The organism is Pseudomonas sp. B34(2017) (genome assembly GCF_002112915.1).
Classification (GTDB): Bacteria; Pseudomonadota; Gammaproteobacteria; order Pseudomonadales; family Pseudomonadaceae; genus Aquipseudomonas; species Aquipseudomonas pharyngis.
The window spans coordinates 78,542-98,253 of sequence record NZ_NEJA01000004.1 but is presented as its reverse complement, the minus strand read 5'-3'; the positions used below and the strand labels follow the sequence as shown (position 1 = coordinate 98,253).

The window sequence follows — 19,712 nt, the reverse complement described above, 5'->3', positions numbered from 1 at the left end:
GAATAAAAAAAGTAAAAAAAGGGGACAGATTTATTTAATTGTAAATCTGTCCCCTTTTTTGTCCATGGAGCCTAGAGGGGCCAGGACCTTGTACGCGATGCTTGGATTGCATTACCTAGCGGCAGCTGGAGAATTTAGAGTAAACGTTGTTAACCACTCACCGAATTCTGCAGTCTATGAAGGCTCTCTTATAGATGATTTTGAGGTAGCGCATTTTGGTTTGCCAGCAAATTATGCAGCCGCATCCGTTGCTGGCATGAAATGCGGGCTAGCTGATACCGTTAGTGCTGATGGAGGTCGGGTAGATATTTGTTGTGCGGCATATGGAAGTGTTTCTTCAAGTGAACCCTTTTTTGAAAGCTAGGCTCTACCTTGTCTCACCTTTTACGGTTGTTATGTGATGATATTTCAGAGGGTTTGATTGGTTCTTATTTTTGATTTTTTGGTTATCATTTATAGCTAAGTAAGAAGAAAAGGAAAAAAAGGAGGGCGGATTCATTTGATTTAATAAATCTGTCCCCTTTTTTTACCGAGTTTAAAACGGGAAGTTTGTACAAGGTTGAATTTACCGTGAAGCCGGGAGTGGGGTTCGCGAGGGAGCTGCAGGTGATATGTGGGACGCAGATCAAAAAGTTAGACTTTCAGGTGGTGCGCATCAAGTTAATTTCATGGATAAAACTCCTCGGACAAATCCTGAATTATATGATGTTGATGTTGATAGCTTGAGGTTATTGAAATGAATGATCTTGTTTTCTGTGTTCGGAATGAGATAGTCCATGCTGATGGAACAGTTTTTGAAGAGTTCTACGACTGGCAGGGATGCAAGACTGATTTTGAAGTTGAAATGAAACACCTTAAGTATGTAAAGGTTAGTCCAGTGGTAGATATGGTGACTTTTATAGTCGTTGAGGATGGTGAAGAGGTCCCATTCCTTGCTGCTGGTATTCCCTACATACTCCCTGATAGAACAGGAGTGTTGGTGGTGTTTGAGCAAAAACCTAACAAATTCAAATGCTCCAAGGCTCCATGGTTTTTTGGGTACCCAAACAATGCCGCGATTTATAATGCTGATGGTTCATTACGTTATCAGTTACGCAATTCGTACGGTGAAGGTAGTTATGTTGGTGCAATCCATTCAGGTGCGATGCCCGATCATCCTGAAACGTTAGGTGTTTTGATCGGTACGGTTGGTCATGAGCCAGAATGGCTTTATTTGGTTGATCCCGCTGGTCCAGCGTTAATACCTACAGGAAAGTGGATTCGTTATTAGGTCGGAGAGAAAAAAGAGAAAGAGAAAAGGGGGGCTGATTTATTTAGAGAAAAGGAGACGGATTTATTATATTTAATAAGTCTGTCCCCTTTTGTTTGGAAAAACAGGAAGGCCAAGATGAAGAGCGTTCGGGATATTTTTCACGGGTTAGTGCTGCGAGGAGTGATTTCAGAGCATAATCTTGTTGGTTGCTCCGAAGTGGATATTGCATCAGTTGAGCAACATTTTGGTTGTGAAATTCCGTTGGCATATCGTGATTTTTTGACGATTGCGGGACGTTCGGCTGGTAAGATTTTTTCTGGTGTAGATATATTTTATCCAAGATTACTTGACCTGGAGTTTGAAGCGGAAGAGTTGCTTGATGAGTTAAATCTCTCTGGTTTTTTGCCTGCGGATGCTAAGGTGTTCTGCATGCATCAAGGATATGAAATTAATTATTTCCTACCCGTCTCTGATGATCCGCCAGTATTTCAATTTTTTGAAGGGGAAAGTTCGAGCATTAAAGCTTGGAATAGCTTTTCAGACTTTTTAATGGCATCAATGGAAAGCCATCTTGCACAATGGCCGGACTTGAATTGACTCGGCCAAAATTGGATAGAAAAGGGGACAGATTCATTTAATTTAATAAATCTGTCCCCTTTTGTTCGCAAAGTTTGCTACGCAGTTCAACCGTCAACTACACAAGGAAGATAAGGACCTTGCTGCACAATTGGCCGCGCGGAGTGGTGGAAAGTACACGGTTGAGCAAATTGAAGCTCAACTGAGATTGTCTTCTGTCAATGGTACGAATATCACACCCGCAACAGACATAGTCGTGCCGAGTGGCGGAATCTACGATACCGGTGGTAATTGGATAGACTTGGGCAACGGGATGTTTCTGCAGAACTTTGCACCTGCTGACAGGGACATTATTGCCTTTATCAAAGAAAATACCGGCGCGTACGGTTGGACGCTAACGGCCCAAACCGGATTCGGCTCTCTGAATGACAAGCATGATTGGTCGAAGACGCCTGACGGACCGGGTAAAAGAGATCCATTGACAGGTTATCCCATGGATGACAAAGGCGGGTACAGAGTACCTGTTGTCATCGATGGCAACACCTACACCCCGCGCTATCATTCTTGTGCAAGCACGGATTGTCTTGCAGCGGGGGCCAACATCGACTTTGGTGATACGGCAACCCTTCAATGGATACGCGCCGCCAATATCGAAGCATTGAGCAATGCCGGATGGTTCATGGGCGCTGCATCAGTCCCGGCTGCAGGTTTGACAGCCACTCTGCTGTCCAACGGATCAACGCTGGCAGGGTTGTTATCTGGCTATTTGAAGGGGCCTGAGGATTTTAACAAGGCGTTGACGAGCACAGCGCTAAGTGCCGGTTTCGAAAAATTTGTTGTCGCCAGTGGTTTCTCGAAGGAGGTAGCCAGCAAGGCTTCGAATACTCTCGGCATGGCCAATACCTGGGATAAGCTTGCGGACAGAACGCTGGATTTTTTTAAGGACAAGTAAATGTTGGGAGAGCTCAAACGGTACAAACATGTAATTGGTCTGACATTACTGGTGGTCGCATTAGTCGCTGGCTTTATACGGTTCAACGGGGACCGGGAGCGTTTCTTTGCGATGGTCTTGGGACAGATATGGTTTGGTCAAGCGGTCTACAATTACTTGCGCGATGGATGGGTCACGATTGGGCCGGGAGGAATGGGCCCTGAAGATGATCCAATGCACCGAGCGGTGCTGGCGGGAGTAGCGATGTTTTTGTACATGCTTGTGTTTTTTCTCTTCTGAATACAAAACGTAAATAGGGCAGACCACGTTCAGAGATATTTCGATACGTGGTGTGTCCCGGTTTGTGCGCAAAGGATCCAGGATTTGAGTGAAGTAAAAAAATACCCGCGTCTGAAAGTGTTCCTGGCCTTTCTTCTCTGCCCACTGGTTCCAGGGTTTATCGCAAGCATCATCAAGACCCTTGCAACGATCTTCCATCTGGCCATGAACCCACGGCTGATGGGAGAGGTCGTGGGAGGGGAGTTGATGTTGATGCCGTTCCTCGGCCCCTTGCTCGCCGAAGTGGTATTTCTTGTACCGTTTTTGCTGTTCGCGATGGTGATTGCACTGATGAAGGTCAAACGGACGGGTCGATCCTGTTCAGTGATTGCTCTGTCGGGTGCCGCGTTGGCCACTTTATGGGTGACGCCGTTTGTTCTGGCCGTTGTATCGGATGTAAAGAGAGCGACCTTTTCGGATGAGATGTTCGCAATGGTCGTGCTGTTCGTCACGGCAATGGCGACATGCTGGCTGACAGCGCGCTTCTTTCTGCCTGATCCAACAGAGCCATCGTTGCCTTGACGCCCCAAATGAAAACGCCCCGAACATCTCGGGGCGTTTTCGTATTCCGGGCAGCAGGCCTATCTGAACGCCGGCACCACATGCTTGATAAACAACTCCAGCGACTTCTTCTTCTCCGCATGCGGCAAGCTGTTGTCGCACCAGAAACTGAACTCATCCACGCCCAGTTCCTGGTAGTACTTGATTCGCGGAATGATCTCTCCCGGCGTGCCGATCATGGCCGTCTCGTGCAGGCTCTCCAACTCAAACTCCGGACGCCCGGCAAATTTCTCTTCCGGGCTCGGGGCGAGGAAACCATTAACCGGCACTTCCTTGTTGCCGAACCACGCATCAAACGTACGATAGAAACGTGAGATGGCTTTCGCGCCGACCTTCCAGCCTTCCGGGTCATCCACTGAATGCACGTGGGTATGACGCAGCACCATCAATTGCGGACGCGGCACATCCGGGTTGTTGTCCAGCGCAGTCTGGAACTTGTTCTTCAGATCGAGAACTTCTTCGTCGCCCTTCATCAACGGCGTGACCATCACGTTGCAGCCGTTGGCCACGGCGAAGTTGTGCGAGTCCGGGTCGCGGGCGGCGATCCACATCGGCGGGTTGGGCTTCTGGATCGGTTTCGGCACGCTGGTGGAGGTAGGGAATTTCCATATCTCGCCGTTGTGGGCGTAGTCGCCTTGCCACAGCGCGCGGACTACCGGGACCATTTCCCGCAGTGCCTGTCCACCGCTGGAGGCGGGCATGCCGCCGGCCATGCGGTCGAATTCCACCTGATAGGCGCCTCTCGCCAGGCCGACTTCCATCCGGCCGTTGCTGATCACATCGAGCAGCGCGCATTCACCGGCGACCCGCAGCGGATGCCAGAACGGCGCGATGATGGTGCCGGCGCCCAGGTGAATGGTGGTGGTCTTGGCCGCGAGGTAGGCCAGCAACGGCATCGGGCTCGGCGAGATGGTGTATTCCATCGCGTGGTGTTCGCCGATCCACACGGTGCTGAAACCACCGGCCTCGGCCATCAACGTCAGTTCGGTCAGGTCTTCGAACAGTTGACGGTGGCTGACGCTTTCGTCCCAGCGCTCCATGTGTACGAACAGGGAAAATTTCATGACGCTACCTCGAATCTCTTGTGGTCGGCCGGTCGCTTGCCGGCCTGTTTAAGTGCAATCGTGCGGATCAGGCGAAGGCGGGCAGGGCGCCCATCTTGCCGTGGCAATACACCAGCGGGCCGGCGTCCTGCTGAGGGACGATGAGGTTTTTCACCGCGCCGACCATGATCGCGTGGTCGCCGCCTTCGTATTCGCGCCACAGCTCACATTCGATGATAGCTGTCGCATTGGCCAGGATCGGGTTGCCCAGTTCGCTCAGCGTCCACTGGATGCCCTGCGCCTTGTCCTTGCCTTTGCGGGCGAAGGCATAGGCTTCGCTCTGCTGGCCGCCGGACAGGACGTGAATGGCAAAGCGTTTGTTCTTGATCAGGACAGGGTAGGAATCGGAACTGTAGTTGGGGCAGAACAGCACCAGGGCCGGATCCATCGACAGCGAACTGAAAGCGCTGGCGGTCAGGCCGACGATCTGGCCGTCGTCATCCAGGGTGGTGATGACGGTAACGCCGGACGGGAACGAGCCCATGACTTGTTTGTAGACGGCAGCATCGATCATTGGTCAATCCTCGAGTGCGGTGAAGCGTGTTTTTATGTGTTTATGGGTCTGATGGTATACCGTAATACATCGATTGCAAGCGCTTTTTTGGTGAAACGATAAACGTGGTTCATCCGTCGGAAACTCAGCATTTACGGGGCTTTGCTCTAGCCGTGAACGCTGGCTATCAGGGAGGATGCCGGATCAGATGCCGTCGTAAACAGCGGATCAGTCTTGTGAAAATGTTGGAATACCATAATATGGTCTGCATCTGAGGGGCGACCACAAAGCACCCCCGGTTTGGCTTCATACAACGATAAGAACAGACCCAATCGAGTTCATTTTTATGTCCCAGATGTCCCGGCAAGATCCGTTGATCGAGAATCACACGGTCGACTACGTCCCACTCGCGGAACGCCACGGGAAGGCCCGCGATCTTTTCACCCTATGGTTCAGCACCAACATTGCGCCACTGCCCATCGTCACCGGCGCCATGGTGGTTCAGGTGTTTCATCTCGACCTGTTCTGGGGGCTGCTGGCCATTGCGCTGGGGCACATGATCGGCGGGGTGGTGATCGCCCTGGCGTCGGCGCAAGGCCCGCGCATGGGCATTCCGCAGATGGTCCAGAGTCGGGGTCAGTTCGGGCGTTACGGCGCGCTGTTGATCGTGTTCTTCGCGGCGATCATCTATATTGGCTTCTTCATTTCCAACATCGTGCTGGCCGGCAAGTCCATCGTCGGCATCGCGCCGTCGGTGCCGGCGCCGTTGAGCATTCTGATCGGCGCCCTCAGCGCCACGACCATCGGCGTGATGGGCTACAACTTCATTCACACGCTCAACCGCATCGGCACCTGGGTGATGGGCAGCGCGCTGCTCGCCGGTTTCATCTACATCTTTGCCCATGAGTTGCCGGCGGACTTCTTTACCCGTGGCAGCTTCAACCTGTCCGGATGGCTGGCGACGGTGTCGCTGGGGATCATCTGGCAGATCAGCTTTTCGCCGTACGTCTCCGACTATTCCCGTTACCTGCCGGCGGACATCGGGATCGGCAAACCGTTTATCGCGACTTATCTGGGCGCCACGCTGGGCACGATTCTGTCGTTCACCTTCGGCGCGGTCGCGGTGTTGGCGACCCCGGATGGCACCGAAGCGATGGCGGCGGTCAAGCAGTCCACCGGTTGGCTGGGGCCGATTCTGATGGTGCTGTTCCTGCTCAACATCATCAGCCACAACGCGCTGAATCTGTATGGCGCGGTGCTGTCGATCATCACCTCGATCCAGACCTTTGCCAGCCAATGGACGCCGAGCATCAAAGTGCGAGTGATCTTGTCGAGCGTGGTGCTGGCGGGCTGCTGCGTGGTGGCGCTGGGCGCGTCGGCGGATTTCATTTCCGAATTCATCGGTTTGATTCTGGCGCTGCTGCTTGTGCTGGTGCCGTGGGCGTCGATCAACCTGATCGACTTCTACCTGATCAAGCGCGGCAGCTATGACATCGCTTCGATCTTCCGCGCCGACGGGGGCATTTATGGGCGCTTCAACCTGCACGCGATCATTGCCTACTTCATCGGCATCATCGTGCAGCTGCCGTTCGCCAACACATCGTTGTATGTCGGGCCGTACGCCAATCTCGTGGAAGGTGCTGACTTGTCGTGGCTGGTCGGCCTGATCGTGACGTGCCCGCTGTATTACTGCCTCGCGACCCGTGGCCAGACTCAGCAGAGCAGGGCGGCGCGGTTGGGTTTTACCGACTGAGCGTTCGCAAGCTGTTCAAACAATGCCCGGCACTTCGCCGGGCATTGTTGTTTCCGCATCCCGGCGGTCACGCAAATTGGCCATTTCGATCCCCTTTTGGCCAACCGGCTACTGTGCTGCGTCTACGCTGTCAGGAAGAATCGAAGCCACAACTAGATGCTGCACCTTCCTTGCCCTTGGCTGATTTGCAAGCCGCTGCCGTGTACAGAACATAAAAACCATCGACTCACGCTGCATTCGGGGAAACACAACATGGTCACGATGAAACGCATTCTGGGCGCTACTGTTTGCGGGCTGACGCTGCTGGCTAGCGCCGTACAGGCCGAACAGCGCGAACTGCGGGTGTACAACTGGGCGGATTACATCCTGCCGTCGGTGCCCAAGGATTTCGCCGCCAAAAGCAACATCAAAGTGACCTGGGACACCTTCGACACCAACGAATCCCTCGAAGCCAAGCTGCTGACCGGTAACTCCGGCTATGACCTGGTGGTGCCGTCGAACCAGTTCCTCGATACCCAGATCAAGGCTGGCGTGTTCCAGAAGCTCGACAAGTCCAAGCTACCGAACTGGAGCCACCAGGACCCGGCGCTGCTCAAGTTGCTCGACGCCAACGATCCCGGCAATCAGTACGGCGTGCCCTACATGGTCGGCACGGTGCTGATCGGTTTCAACCCTGCCAAGGTCAAGGCTGCTCTCGGCGAGAATGCGCCGGTGGACAGCTGGGATCTGGTGTTCAAGCCGGAGAACATGGAAAAGCTGAAATCCTGCGGCGTGGCGATGCTCGATTCGCCGTCGGAAATCCTGCCGCTGGCTCTGCACTACCTGGGCCTGGACCCGAACAGCCAGAACCCGGCCGACTATGAGAAAGCCAAGGACCTGATGCTCAAGGTTCGCCCTTACGTCACCTACTTCAACTCGGCCAAGTACATGACCGACATCGCCAACGGCGATATCTGCGTGGCCATCGGTTACTCCGGCAGCTTCTACCAGTTCGGCAACCGCGCCAAAGAGGCGGGCAACGGCGTGGTGGTTGACTGGCGCCTCCCGAAGGAAGGCGCGCCGATCTGGTTCGACACCTTCGCCATTCCGAAGAGCGCGAAGAACGTCGAAGAGGCCCACGAGTTCCTCAACACCTTGCTCGATCCGAAAGTCATCGCTTCGATCAGCGACTTCCTCGGCTACCCGAATGCCAACAAGGATTCGCTGCCGCTGATCAACAAGGAAATTACCGGCAACCCGAACCTGACGCCGACCAGCGAAGCGCTGAAGAAACTGTACGTGGTGCAACCGTTGCCGCAGAAACTGGAGCGGGTGCGGACCCGAGTGTGGACCAGCATCAAGTCCGACAAATAGTCCCAAAACCGGGGGAGCGAACCACGTTTGCTCCCCCGACTGTTATTTCGCCTGACTTTCTTCGGGCGACTTGTCCTTCGTCAGCATCAGACTCAGCACCACCGACGCCAGAATCAGCCCGCCAACAATCGCCAGCGACCACTCCACCGGCATGTGAAACCATGGCATCGCCGTCATCTTCCCGCCGATGAACACCAGCACCAGCGCCAGTCCGTACTTGAGCAGATGAAAGCGGTCGGCCATGTCCGCCAGCAAAAAGTACAGCGCCCGCAGGCCCATGATCGCGAAGATGTTCGAGGTGAAAATGATGAACGGATCGGTGGTCACCGCGAAAATCGCCGGGATGCTGTCGACCGCAAACATCAGGTCGCTGGCCTCGATCAGCACCAGCACCAGAAACATCGGCGTGGCCCAGCGCACACCGTTCTGCAGCACGAAAAACCGCTCGCCGTGAAAGCCGTTGGTGATTCGCAGATGCCCGCGCACCCAGCGCAGCAGCGGGTTGTTATCGAGGTCCGGTTGCTGCTCGGCGAACACCAGCATCTTGATCCCGGTGATGATCAGGAACATGCCGAACACATACAGCAGCCAAGTGAACTGCGACACCAGCCACACCCCGGCAAAGATCATCGCTGCGCGCATCACGATTGCCCCGAGCACGCCGTACAGCAGCACCCGGCGTTGCAACTCCGGCGGCACGGCGAAGTAGCTGAAGATCATCACGAAGACGAACATGTTATCGATCGACAGCGACTGCTCGATCAGGTAACCGGTGAGAAATTCCAGGGTCTTGACCTTGGCGATTTCGGGGCCGAATTCGCCGTTCAGATACCACCAGAGCAATCCGGCGAAGGCCATCGCCAGCATGCACCAGGCGAACACCCAGGATGAGGCTTCCCGTACCGAGACCCGATGCGCCTTGCGCCCACCGAAGACGAACAGGTCGACGGCCAGCATGGCGAGGACAAAAACGATGAAGGCGACCCACATCCAGGGTTCGCCGATGTTGATGGGGTGCATGCCGTTCTCCCTGTCTTTATGTTTTTCGGGGTAGACGGGGCCATGCTAGTAGGAGCTTTCCGACAAAGAAAAATCGTTTATTTCGTGGGTATTGTTCGTTATTAACGAAGTGTCTGCCTTGGCAACGGGGTGACGGAAGGTATTTCAGTCAGTGCTTCTTTGCTAACCTCCCTTCGAGTTAGTCCATCATCCCTTGGGAGTCACGATCATCGAAACGCCAGATCCTCAAGCCGTCTGCAGCCCGATCACCAGCGCTGCCATCTTCATCGTGGCGACCCTCAACGCCGAGGCCGAGGCCGCCGAAAAAGTCCGCGGCTGGTGCGCCGATGTCGCGGGGCTGACGCGCTCGGTCGGCAAGCGTGTCCCTTCGGGAAACCTGTCCTGTGTTTGCGGGTTCTCTTCCAACGCCTGGGATCGTCTGTTCGGCAGTCCGCGCCCGGCGTCCTTGCACGACTTTCGCGAATTCGGTGTAGAAGGGCGGCGCGCCGTTTCCACGCCTGGCGACTTGCTGCTGCACATTCGCGCCGATCAGATGGACCTGTGTTTCGAACTGGCAACGCAGTTGATGTCGGCGCTGGACGGCGCCGTGACGGTGACCGACGAAGTACAGGGTTTCCGCTATTTCGACATGCGCAGCATCATCGGTTTTGTCGACGGCACGGAAAATCCGGTCGGTCGCAAAGCCGAGCATTTCACCCTCGTGGGCGATGAAGATCAGCCGTTCAGTGGCGGCAGTTACGTGCTGGTGCAGAAGTACCTGCACAACATGAAGGCGTGGAACGAATTGTCGGTCGAAGCGCAGGAGCGGGTGATCGGGCGCACCAAACTGTCCGATATCGAACTGGACGAGACGGTCAAGCCGAGCAATTCCCACAGTGCGTTGACGACCATCACCAAGGACGGCGAAGAGGTGAAGATCCTGCGCGACAACATGCCGTTCGGCCGACCTGGCGCAGGCGAGTTCGGCACTTATTTCATTGGCTACGCGCGTTCGCCGGAGCCGCTGGAACAGATGCTGGAGAACATGTTTGTCGGCAAGCCGCCGGGCAACTACGACCGGTTGCTGGACTTCAGCACGGCGGTCACTGGCAGCCTTTTCTTTGTGCCTTCGGCGGATTTACTGGAAGAACTGGCAGAACGATAAAAAGACGCGGGATCAATTGATCCCGCCGTTTTTGCATTTACTTGCCTGTCGCCAGTGGTGGCGTGCGCGGCGGCACCAGACGCCTGGAACCGGTCGCTTCGAACGCCGCCGCCAGGCGCAACAGTGTTGAATCGTCATAGGCGCGACCGGCAAACGTCAGCCCCACCGGCATGCCGATGTCGGCCATCACGCCCATCGGCACGGTGACGGTCGGCACGCCGAGGTGGCGGATCGCGAGGTTGCCGTTGGCGACCCAGATACCGTTGCTCCAGGCGATGTCCGCCGAGGCTGGGTTGACGTCGGCGTCGGCCGGGCCCACGTCGGCGTTGGTGGGGAACAGCACGGCGTCGAGGCCGAGGCGATCCATCCAGTCTTCGAGGTCGAGCTTGCGGGTTTTCTCCAGGCCGCGCAGGCCGTCCGGCAGCGTCGGAATCTGATCCCACGGCGTGATACCGCGCTGGGCCATGCGCACGTATTCGTCCATGCCGGCAGCGAGGTCGCCTTCACGGTTGGGCAGGGTGCCAGGGTCGTGGGGGAAGATTTTCGGCCCGTCGACGTCTGCCAGTCGATTGAGTTTCGGGTCGCCGTTGGCGCGCAGGAAATCATCGAACGCCCAGGCCGACAGGTCCCACAGTTCGTGGTGCATGAACTCTTTGGAGACGATGCCGCGATTGAACACGGTCGGCGCGCCCGGACGATCGCCTTCGCAGTTGGAGACCAGCGGGAAATCCACTTCGATCACTTCGGCACCGGCGGCTTCGAGGGCCTGACGGGCCTGTTTCCACAAATCGATCACCGAAGCGCGGGTGTTGATGCGTTGCCCGGTCGGGCCGCCGATGCCCGGCTCGTCGCTGGTGCCGGCATCAGGGTCGGCGTTGATGTACATGCGCGGCACGCCCAGGCGTTTGCCGGCCAGTGCATCGCTGTTCACTGCCAGATCGAGATAGGAAGCCGGGCGCACCGAGGCGACGCTCGGGATCGGCACCCAGGGTTGCAGGCGCCACAGGTCGCCACGGGTGTCGGTGTCTTCGGCGACGACTACGTCGAGGACTTCCAGCAGGTCGGCCATGGTGCGGGCGTACGGCACCACCACGTCCATGGTCGGCGTCAGCGGCCAGTTGCCGCGTACCGAAATCACCCCGCGCGAAGGCGTGTAGGCGCACAGCCCGTTGTTCGAGGCAGGGCCACGACCGCTCGACCAGGTTTCTTCCGCCAGACCGAATGCCGAGAAGCTGGCAGCGGTGGCAGTGCCGGCACCGTTCGATGATCCCGAAGCAAACGGCGCGGTCAGGTAATCAGCGTTGTACGGGCTTTCGGCGCGGCCATAGACCCCGCGCTGCATCCCGCCATTGGCCATCGGCGGCATGTTGGTCTTGCCCAGGCAGATCGCACCGCCCGCACGCAGGCGCTCGATGGTGAACGCATCGCGCTGTGCCACCAGATCGGCGAAGGCCGGGCTGCCGGACGCGGCGGTCAGGCCTTTGACCAGATAGCTGTCCTTGGCGGTGTACGGGATGCCGTCCAGCGGACCGAGGGTTTCGCCCTTGGCACGACGGGCGTCCGAGGCTTGCGCTTCTTTCAGTGCGTCGGGGTTACGCACGATCACCGCGTTCAGCGCAGTGGCGGTTTCAGGGCCATCATAGGCGTCGATGCGCGCCAGATAGGCCTGCACCAATTCAACCGCCGTGGTCTGGCCGGACTCGAGCGCCGCGCGCAATTGGGCAATGGAAACTTCAGTGACTTCGATCATGCTGTTACCGCCGACAGGTTCGCTAAAGGGTGGTTGATCATTGTTATCGTCGAAAGATGTCAAAGGTTCTTGATGGGCGAAACTCTACCCTGAAATTTGCCCAATGGCATGTATAAAGTCGATAAATATCGGTTAATTTCATCGGAAAAACTCTCCCGGCGTCTCGCCGAACTGTTGGCGAAACGCCGCGATAAACGCCGATGTCGAGTCATAACCACAGGCCAAAGCCACGTCGGTGACGCGTTCGCCGCGTTCCAGCGGTGTCAGCGCACCCAGCAGGCGCAGGCGCTGACGCCAGGTGCGGAAGGTCAAACCGGTATCGCGCAGGAACAGCCGAGTCAGAGTTTTCTCGGTTACGCCGAATTTTTCGCTCCAGTGCGCCAGGGTGGTCTGCTGTTCAGGATGTTGCTCCAGACTCTGATAGATCTGGCGCAAGCGAGTGTCCTGCGGCAGTGGCAGCATCAGATCGATGGGCGGCGCCTCGGCCAGTTGATCGAGGATCACCTGGGCCAGACGCCCGTGCGGGCCGCTCTGGTCATATTCGACAGGAATCTGACTGAAGGCCCGAATCAGCTCACGCAAAAGATCACTGACGCCGAGCACATGACAACGTTCCGGCGCCCAGCTGGCAACACTGCAATCGATGTACAGGCTGCGCATTTCCGTGTGCGGCGAACTGAATACCCGATGCGGCACGCCCGCCGGAATCCACACCGCCCGCTCCGGCGGCGCAACGAAACGACCGACGGCGGTCTGCACTTCGAGCACGCCCTGGATTGCGTAGGACAACTGCACCCACGGATGACTGTGACGGCGAGTCAACGCGCGATTGGGCAGCGATTCGGTGCGCCCATAGAGCGGACGCGGCAGGCTGGGCAGCCCGGGAATGCTGCGTCTGACGCTCTTTTCGTGTCCTTTTGGCGGCATCTGTGGGTTCTTCGGCGTTAGTCGGTAATTTCCAGTCACGTTAGAGTCGCTTCCACGTACTGGCAACCCCCCGGATGAGCAAACCATGACGCGCCCACGATTTTTGCCCGACAACTTCACCTTGACCCTGATCGGCGTGGTGCTGCTGGCCAGCTTCCTGCCCGCCAGCGGTCAGGTCGCGACCGGTTTCGGCTGGCTGACCAACATCGCCATTGCGCTGCTGTTTTTCCTTCACGGCGCCAAGCTGTCGCGGGAATCGATCATCGCCGGCGCCGGCCACTGGCGCCTGCATTTGCTGGTGTTCGGCCTGACCTTTGTCCTGTTCCCGCTACTGGGTCTTGCGCTCAAGCCGTTGTTGTCGCCACTGATCGGCGATCAGCTGTACATGGGCATGCTGTATCTGTGTGCGTTGCCGGCCACGGTGCAGTCGGCGATTGCCTTCACCTCTCTGGCGCGGGGCAACATTCCGGCGGCGATCTGCAGTGCGGCGGCGTCCAGCCTGTTCGGTATTTTCCTCACGCCGCTGTTGGTGACGCTGCTGCTCAACGTCCACGGCGACGGCGGCTCGACCCTCGACGCGATCGTGAAAATCAGCGTGCAATTGCTGTTGCCGTTCATTGCCGGCCAGATCGCCCGCCGCTGGATCGGCGCTTGGGTCGGTCGCAACAAGAACTGGCTGAAATTCGTCGATCAGGGCTCGATTCTGCTGGTGGTCTACGGCGCGTTCAGCGAGGCAGTGAACGAGGGCATCTGGCACCAGATTCCGGTGATCGACCTGCTGGGGCTAGTGGTGGTGTGCTGCATTCTGTTGGCGCTGGTGCTGCTGGCGTCCACAGTGCTGGGCAAGCTGTTCGGTTTCAGTCTGGAAGACCGCATCACCATTCTGTTCTGCGGTTCGAAAAAGAGCCTGGCCACTGGCGTGCCGATGGCGCAGGTGTTGTTTGCCGGCAGCGCGATTGGCGTGCTGATTCTGCCGCTGATGCTGTTCCATCAGATTCAACTGATGGTCTGCGCGGTGCTGGCGCAGCGCTATGCGAAGCGGCAGGAATCGGTGCCTGAACTGATGGCGCAGGTTGATCCTTGATCCTCATCGAGCGGGCCAGCGGGTATGCAGGAACTCCTGCAAAAATTCGGTGAAGGCCTTGACCTTGGAAGTCATGGCGGCGCGCTCCTGCACACAGGCATAGATCTCGAGCGGCGCGGCGCTGGCAAAGGTCGAGCCGTCGCCCGGTTCGAATAAAGAGACCAGTTGACCACTCTCCAGATAGGGCGCGGCAACGAATTCCGCCAGTCGGGTGATTCCGGCACCATGAGCAGCCATTTGCGCCAGGGCGTCGATATCGTCGCTGATGGCGGTCGCATTGATCGCAGCCTCAAAGCGCTGACCCTGCTCAACGAACCACCAGCGCAGTAACCGTCCGTCCAGCGGATAGCGGAACGCCAGACAGGCGTGCTGTTGAAGATCCGCCGGAGTAGAAGGACGACCGGCCTTTTGCAGGTAGTCAGGGCTGGCGCAAATCACGAACGGCACCGTCGCAACCTTGCGCGCGATGATGCCGTCTTCCAGTTGCGGCTCGATGCGCAGACTCAGGTCGATACCTTCGTGGAGGTGATTGATTTTGCGGTCGGTGGTCGAGAGCTCAAGCGTCAACTGCGGGTAGCGTTCGGCAAAACCGGCAATGACCGGGGCCAGTACATGGCGCCCGAACCCGGCGGTGGAGGCGATACTCAAGTGTCCCTGGAGTTGCGTCTGCGCGTGGCTGATGGCGCTCTGCGCGGACTCCAGATCGAGCGCGATACGTTTTACTTTCTCGAAATACACCGAACCGCTCTCCGTCAGCGCCATGCTGCGGGTGGTGCGTTGCAGCAGGCGTGTGTCGAGGTGAGTCTCAAGGCGACCAAGGGTCTGACTGACGGCGGCGGCACTCACCCCGAGGGTTTTGGCGGCGCCGACAATCGATCCCGCCTCAACGACTTTGATAAAACAATCGATTGCACCCAAGAGGTTCATGCGTGGATCCCGGCGAGGACGAATTAATAAGATTTTGTTTATAAAGTGCTCACGGCAATCAGTCTAGTTACGGGTTGGCAGACTTGTTAGGGTGCTCGGCGCCTATCCACTTCGGTCAACAAGGACTGACATGAATCAGAGACTATCCCCAAGAACCACAGTATTCAGCCCGCGCAAGCTGTCGGCCCGTGCCATGCCGTACGTATTTGCGTTGTATATGGCGACCATCATGGCGTTTCTGATGTCGCTGGTGATCACCGCCTCCAATTTCGGAATTGATGCCGATTACCTTAGCAATGCGCTGCACGCCTACAAACTGGCGATGCCCGTGGCATTTCTGTGCATTCTCGTGGTCCGGCCGATTGTGGTGAAACTGGTCGCACTGACCGTCCACCCGCACGGCTGACCTGGAGGCCGGCTACAAGGCTCCGGAGTATTTCACCGCTGCTGCGGCGCGCGACGGCACGTTGAGCACCCGCAACAACGACGACACATGGATCCGCACCGTGAACGGCGAAATATCCAGTTCACGGGCGATTTCCTTGTTGGTCTTGCCCTGGGCGATCAGCCGCAGCACATCCTGCTGACGCGGGGTGAGGGCGGTGCCGGTGTCCAGCGGCAGCAGGCCGGACGGGGCGAACTTCACCAGCACCTCACCTTCACGAATCGCCCGGATCGCCTGACCGATCTCGTCGGGGGCGATGTTCTTGCCGATAAAACCATCGATGCCGGCCGCCATCACTTCGCCGATCAGCGCCTCGTCATCGACCATCGACACAACGATCAGGGTGGTTCGCGGCAAACGCCGGCGCAGTTCCGCGAGCTGGGTCACACAGGTCAGGCCGGGAAAGCGCAGGTCGAGGATCAAGGTGTCAGGCTCATCGCCCACCGGCAGCAGGGCGAGCACGGTGTCCAGGTCGCCGGCTTCTTCGATCAGGGCTTCGGGCAGCAGACGCTGGACGGTGCGCAGCAGCGCTTCGCGAAACAACGGGTGATCGTCGGCTATGATGATTCGGCACGCCATGGCGCAACCCTCCCTGGGTCTGCATTGCTCATGGCATGCACCTTAGCATCGGGCGAAGGCATTGCCTGTTGATTCGTGCGTTTATGACGACTGCTGCACAAGGACGTTCCCCCATGAAGTTCGAAAAGAACACCGAGCTCGACCAGGCCAATCTGCGCATCATCATCGCCAGCATTGCGCTGGTTTACATGGCCGTGCTCGGTTTCCTGCCGGGCCAGCGCTTCGACACCTATCTGCCGGTGGTCACCTACATTTCCCTTTTTCTGCTGGCCTCCGTGGTGCTGCGCCAGGCCATCGTGCGCTGGCCGGGGCATTATCCGGCGCGGCGGATTTTCGGCATGCTCCACGATTACACCGGCACCAGTTTCGGGCTGGTGGTCGGCGGCGAGGCGGCGCTGCCCATCTACGCCGTCATGGTCTGGGTCAATCTCGGCAACGGCATGCGCTACGGCTCGCGCTACCTGGCGATCGCCACGGTGTTGGCGTTGCTGGCGCTGCTGGCGGTCTATCGGTTGACGCCGTACTGGCAGGCGCAACCGTTCATGGTGTTGATGCTGATGATCACCAGCACGGTGATTCCGGTGTATGCGCACCTGCTGCTGGAGCGCACGCGCAAGGCGTCCGAAGAGGCGGTCGCCGCCAACCTTGAAAAATCACGGTTCCTGGCTCAGGCCAGTCATGATCTGCGCCAGCCGATCCACTCCATCGGCCTGTTTACCGCATGCCTGCGCGAGTCGCGACTGGGCGAAGAGGAGCGGCGGCTGGTGGACAGCATCGACCGCTCGCTGCTCAACGTATCGCAGCTGTTTCGCTCGATTCTCGATCTCTACACCCTCGACAACGGGCGGATTCTGCCCCGGTTGCAGACGCTTGAGCTGGGTGAATGGCTGGCGGATCTGATCCGCCAGAACGCCGAAGCCGCACGCTGGGCGGGTGTCGAACTGCGCTTGCGGCCTTGCGAACACTGGGTGCGCACCGATCCGGCGCTGCTCGCGACCATGGTCCAGAACGTGCTCTCCAATTGCTTCAAATACGGTGCGCACCGACCGGTGTTGATCGGTGTGCGCAAGCGCGGCGCGGGGTTGGCCATCGCGATCTACGACCGCGGCAACGGCATCGCTGAAGAGCATTTGCCCAAGGTGTTCGAGGAGTTTTATCGGGTGCGCCAGTTGCGCGACAAGGACGTTGAAGGTGTGGGGCTGGGGCTGTCGATTGTCCGGCGTCTGGGGCAGTTGATCGGTGTCGACGTTGCGATCCGCTCACGGCTGGGGCATGGCACGGCCGTGACCTTGCATGGACTGCCGCTGGCGCCGCCGCAGGTGCCGGTCAATCGGGAGGAGGCCCGGCAGGTCGGGTTGCTGACAGGGTTGAAGGTGTGTCTGGTGGAGGATGATCGCAACGTTTTGCTGGCGACTTCGGCGTTACTCGAGCGTTGGGGCTGCGTTGTGCAGGCCGAGCTGAGCGGGCAGGGCCTGGTCACGGACTGCGACATCATCGTTGCCGACTATGATCTCGGATCCCACAGTACCGGCATCGAATGCATAGACGAGGTTCGCCGTCAGCGCGGTTATGCGGTCCCGGCCATGATCATCACCGGGCATGACATCGAAAAAATCCAGGCGGCCCTGCATGATCGGCAGATCGCCATTCTGTCCAAGCCGGTACGCCCGGCCGAGCTGCGCGCGACCCTGCGTGCGCTGCGCGACCGGCAGACCGAAGCGGTCAGCGCTTACACAGATAGTCTTGCGTGATGGTGGTTTGCAGGCAGTTGTACTGACCCATGGTGCGGCAGATGTTTTTCTCCGAGCCCGATACTTCGGCGCTCTTGTAGCCCCAGACCTTGCAACGGCCTTCAGCCGTGGCCAACCCTTGAGCGGCGGAGGTTTGCCCGCTTTCGAACTGCCCCAGTTCATAGGAGACCTGGACAACGCCGTCGGTCTTGCTGCCGCCGGTGGCTTCCCATTGCTTGGGGGTGGCGCAGCCGGTGAGAACGACGGCCGCGAGGCTGAGGGTGGCGATGAGTGTTTTCATGGTAGAACGGAATCCTTTACCGGATGAGAAGAGGCGTTGAACGGTTTTCCTGCGCCGGATTACTGGTACGGAATCGGCGACGCGCCTTTGGGCAGGCAGGACAGCGGAGGCGTCATGATGCCCATGCTGGCCACCGCGATGATCGCGCCGCTGGGCAACTCGCAGTTGTATTCGCCGGCGGCGGTGTAGGCGGTGTAGTAGGTCAGCGTGCTGTCGTTGCGGATGTTGCCGATCTTGGTGACCGGTTGGCCGATGACGGTCTGGGCGCGTTCGCGCATGCTGTCTTCGGTGGGTTTGGCGGTCTGGCAACCGCTGGCGCCGAGGAGCAGGGCACCGAGAACTGTAATCTTGGCGAGGCTGAGCTGAAGTTTCATGGTGTTTCTTCCTTGGTGTTGTTGTTTTTCCAGGCACAACGATCCCGCGCACTGCACAGCGGCAATGTTGGGGAGCGTCGGGGGTTGCGAGGGAATATAACGCCAGGGAACGGGGTGGTCGATTAGCACAAATGTGCTAGTGCGGCGCAACCAGCGGTGGGCTGATTGCGCCGATAGCGGTTATTGAGGGCTGTTGAACTGGTCGGAATAGCTGCCGCTCATGAGGGCGGAAGCCACCTGGTCCGAACCGACGCCTGCGCGGGAGTAGGCGAGTCGGTTGGCACCGACCTTGTCTGCGCCATCGGCGGCGAGAGCGCCTGCGCCGACGTGGTCGGAGCCGTCAGAGGCAACGGCCCGAGCGCCGACATGATCTGCGCCGTCAGAGGCGACGGCCCGAGCGCCGACATGATCTGCGCCGTCAGAGGCGACGGCCCCGGCGCCGACATGATCCGCGCCGTTAGAGGCGACAGCCCCGGCGCCGACATGATCTGCACCGTCAGAGGCGACAGCCCCAGCGCCGACATGATCTGCGCCGTCAGAGGCGACGGCCCGAGCGCCGACATGATCTGCGCCGTCAGAGGCGACGGCCCCAGCGCCGACATGATCTGCACCGTCAGAAGCGACGGCCCCGGCGCCGACATGATCCGCGCCGTCAGAAGCAACGGCGCCTGCGCCGACATGATCTGCACCGTCAGAGGCGACGGTCCCGGCGCCGACATGATCCGCGCCGTCAGAGGCGACGGCCCCAGCGCCGACATGATCTGCGCCGTCAGAGGCTACGGCCCCCGCCCCCACATGATCCGCCCCATCCGACGCCAATGCCTGCGCCTGCGCAGCCCAGACATTGGGCATTGCCACTGTTGCCGCAACTGCCAGGACGAAGCCCGGCCAAAGCGTGTGCTTCATGATGTTCTCCACGCCCCATCAGCCACACAGCAGCCGAGCATTACCCGTCATTTGTTCATCGACGGAAGGCTCGTTGGCCCGGGGTCAACCAGATTGGTGAATGGCACGGGGGCACCGGAGGGTGCACGGGTGTCGACGGTTACAGGAAATCTGGACAGCGAACT

Annotated in this window: 22 protein-coding genes; 12 read left to right on the top strand and 10 right to left on the bottom strand. The window is 58.4% G+C overall.

The genetic code is table 11. The annotated features are described in order from the left end of the window. Nucleotides 1-97: 97 nt before the first annotated feature. The 6 genes from CAF80_RS28615 to CAF80_RS13730 all read left to right on the top strand — a co-directional run bounded on the left by CAF80_RS28615 (nt 98) and on the right by CAF80_RS13730 (nt 3,620). Entirely contained in the window at nt 98-364 is a 267-nt protein-coding gene (locus CAF80_RS28615) for a hypothetical protein (RefSeq protein WP_134333931.1), read from the top strand. 372 nt (nt 365-736) lie between these two features. After that, the gene (locus tag CAF80_RS28610) at nt 737-1,270 is read left to right on the top strand and encodes a hypothetical protein (RefSeq protein WP_134333932.1); all 534 of its coding nucleotides are present in this window, start codon (nt 737-739) and stop codon (nt 1,268-1,270) included. 117 nt (nt 1,271-1,387) lie between these two features. Continuing rightward, the gene (locus CAF80_RS13745; protein ID WP_081353100.1) at nt 1,388-1,849 is read left to right on the top strand and encodes an SMI1/KNR4 family protein; all 462 of its coding nucleotides are present in this window, start codon (nt 1,388-1,390) and stop codon (nt 1,847-1,849) included. Between the two features lie 61 nt (nt 1,850-1,910). Then, nucleotides 1,911-2,780: a hypothetical protein gene (locus CAF80_RS13740; RefSeq protein WP_074688640.1), complete on the top strand. Its 870-nt coding sequence runs from the start codon at nt 1,911-1,913 to the stop codon at nt 2,778-2,780. Then, nucleotides 2,781-3,059, top strand: coding sequence for a hypothetical protein (locus CAF80_RS13735; RefSeq protein ID WP_074688638.1), 279 nt, complete (start codon nt 2,781-2,783; stop codon nt 3,057-3,059). Nucleotides 3,060-3,143: 84 nt separating this feature from the next. Then, entirely contained in the window at nt 3,144-3,620 is a 477-nt protein-coding gene (locus CAF80_RS13730; protein ID WP_239065517.1) for a hypothetical protein, read from the top strand. Nucleotides 3,621-3,679: 59 nt separating this feature from the next. Here the strand turns inward: CAF80_RS13730 and CAF80_RS13725 are convergent, their stop codons facing one another. Then, a complete protein-coding gene (locus tag CAF80_RS13725) occupies nt 3,680-4,723 on the bottom strand; it encodes an LLM class flavin-dependent oxidoreductase (RefSeq protein WP_074688636.1) in 1,044 nt (347 codons plus the stop codon). A gap of 67 nt (nt 4,724-4,790) precedes the next feature. Continuing rightward, a complete protein-coding gene (locus CAF80_RS13720) occupies nt 4,791-5,276 on the bottom strand; it encodes a flavin reductase family protein (protein WP_039766925.1) in 486 nt (161 codons plus the stop codon). A gap of 325 nt (nt 5,277-5,601) precedes the next feature. Here CAF80_RS13720 and CAF80_RS13715 point away from each other — a divergent pair, with 325 nt between their 5' ends. Together CAF80_RS13715 and CAF80_RS13710 are read left to right on the top strand one after the other, a co-directional pair. After that, entirely contained in the window at nt 5,602-7,008 is a 1,407-nt protein-coding gene (locus CAF80_RS13715) for a cytosine permease (RefSeq protein WP_074688634.1), read from the top strand. A 252-nt stretch (nt 7,009-7,260) separates the two neighbouring features. Next, nucleotides 7,261-8,361 carry a polyamine ABC transporter substrate-binding protein gene (locus CAF80_RS13710; RefSeq protein WP_074688632.1) on the top strand — a complete coding sequence of 367 codons (1,101 nt, stop codon included), beginning with the start codon at nt 7,261-7,263 and terminating at the stop codon, nt 8,359-8,361. A 42-nt stretch (nt 8,362-8,403) separates the two neighbouring features. Here the strand turns inward: CAF80_RS13710 and CAF80_RS13705 are convergent, their stop codons facing one another. Continuing rightward, complete coding sequence (locus CAF80_RS13705; protein ID WP_085667597.1) at nt 8,404-9,381, bottom strand: TerC family protein; 978 nt, start codon at nt 9,379-9,381, stop codon at nt 8,404-8,406. A 193-nt stretch (nt 9,382-9,574) separates the two neighbouring features. Here CAF80_RS13705 and CAF80_RS13700 point away from each other — a divergent pair, with 193 nt between their 5' ends. Beyond that, nucleotides 9,575-10,525 carry a Dyp-type peroxidase gene (locus CAF80_RS13700; protein ID WP_039766920.1) on the top strand — a complete coding sequence of 317 codons (951 nt, stop codon included), beginning with the start codon at nt 9,575-9,577 and terminating at the stop codon, nt 10,523-10,525. A gap of 37 nt (nt 10,526-10,562) precedes the next feature. Here the strand turns inward: CAF80_RS13700 and CAF80_RS13695 are convergent, their stop codons facing one another. Then, nucleotides 10,563-12,275 (bottom strand): amidase, encoded by a 1,713-nt coding sequence (locus CAF80_RS13695; RefSeq protein WP_085667598.1) that lies wholly within the window; start codon nt 12,273-12,275, stop codon nt 10,563-10,565. Between the two features lie 138 nt (nt 12,276-12,413). Next, nucleotides 12,414-13,202, bottom strand: a complete 789-nt coding sequence (locus CAF80_RS13690) for a helix-turn-helix domain-containing protein (protein ID WP_085667599.1) — start codon at nt 13,200-13,202, stop codon at nt 12,414-12,416. Between the two features lie 85 nt (nt 13,203-13,287). Here CAF80_RS13690 and CAF80_RS13685 point away from each other — a divergent pair, with 85 nt between their 5' ends. Beyond that, nucleotides 13,288-14,286 carry a bile acid:sodium symporter family protein gene (locus tag CAF80_RS13685; protein WP_085667600.1) on the top strand — a complete coding sequence of 333 codons (999 nt, stop codon included), beginning with the start codon at nt 13,288-13,290 and terminating at the stop codon, nt 14,284-14,286. A gap of 3 nt (nt 14,287-14,289) precedes the next feature. Here CAF80_RS13685 and CAF80_RS13680 read toward each other — a convergent pair whose 3' ends face one another. Further along, a complete protein-coding gene (locus CAF80_RS13680; protein ID WP_039766912.1) occupies nt 14,290-15,213 on the bottom strand; it encodes a LysR family transcriptional regulator in 924 nt (307 codons plus the stop codon). Between the two features lie 130 nt (nt 15,214-15,343). Here CAF80_RS13680 and CAF80_RS13675 point away from each other — a divergent pair, with 130 nt between their 5' ends. After that, nucleotides 15,344-15,619, top strand: coding sequence for a DUF2798 domain-containing protein (locus CAF80_RS13675; protein WP_039766910.1), 276 nt, complete (start codon nt 15,344-15,346; stop codon nt 15,617-15,619). A gap of 12 nt (nt 15,620-15,631) precedes the next feature. Here the strand turns inward: CAF80_RS13675 and CAF80_RS13670 are convergent, their stop codons facing one another. Then, nucleotides 15,632-16,237, bottom strand: a complete 606-nt coding sequence (locus CAF80_RS13670) for a response regulator transcription factor (RefSeq protein ID WP_085667601.1) — start codon at nt 16,235-16,237, stop codon at nt 15,632-15,634. A 113-nt stretch (nt 16,238-16,350) separates the two neighbouring features. On the opposite strand from CAF80_RS13670, the gene CAF80_RS13665 reads away from it, so the two are divergent. Further along, nucleotides 16,351-17,988 carry a hybrid sensor histidine kinase/response regulator gene (locus CAF80_RS13665; protein ID WP_085667602.1) on the top strand — a complete coding sequence of 546 codons (1,638 nt, stop codon included), beginning with the start codon at nt 16,351-16,353 and terminating at the stop codon, nt 17,986-17,988. Here CAF80_RS13665 and yecR read toward each other — a convergent pair. The 3 genes from yecR to CAF80_RS28875 all read right to left on the bottom strand — a co-directional run bounded on the left by yecR (nt 17,960) and on the right by CAF80_RS28875 (nt 19,400). Then, nucleotides 17,960-18,268, bottom strand: coding sequence for a YecR family lipoprotein (yecR, locus tag CAF80_RS13660; protein ID WP_007950440.1), 309 nt, complete (start codon nt 18,266-18,268; stop codon nt 17,960-17,962). The genes CAF80_RS13665 and yecR overlap by 29 nt on opposite strands. 59 nt (nt 18,269-18,327) lie before the next feature. Then, nucleotides 18,328-18,642: a hypothetical protein gene (locus CAF80_RS13655; RefSeq protein WP_039766904.1), complete on the bottom strand. Its 315-nt coding sequence runs from the start codon at nt 18,640-18,642 to the stop codon at nt 18,328-18,330. A 218-nt stretch (nt 18,643-18,860) separates the two neighbouring features. Then, complete coding sequence (locus CAF80_RS28875) at nt 18,861-19,400, bottom strand: hypothetical protein (RefSeq protein ID WP_166742326.1); 540 nt, start codon at nt 19,398-19,400, stop codon at nt 18,861-18,863. Nucleotides 19,401-19,712: the final 312 nt, after the last annotated feature.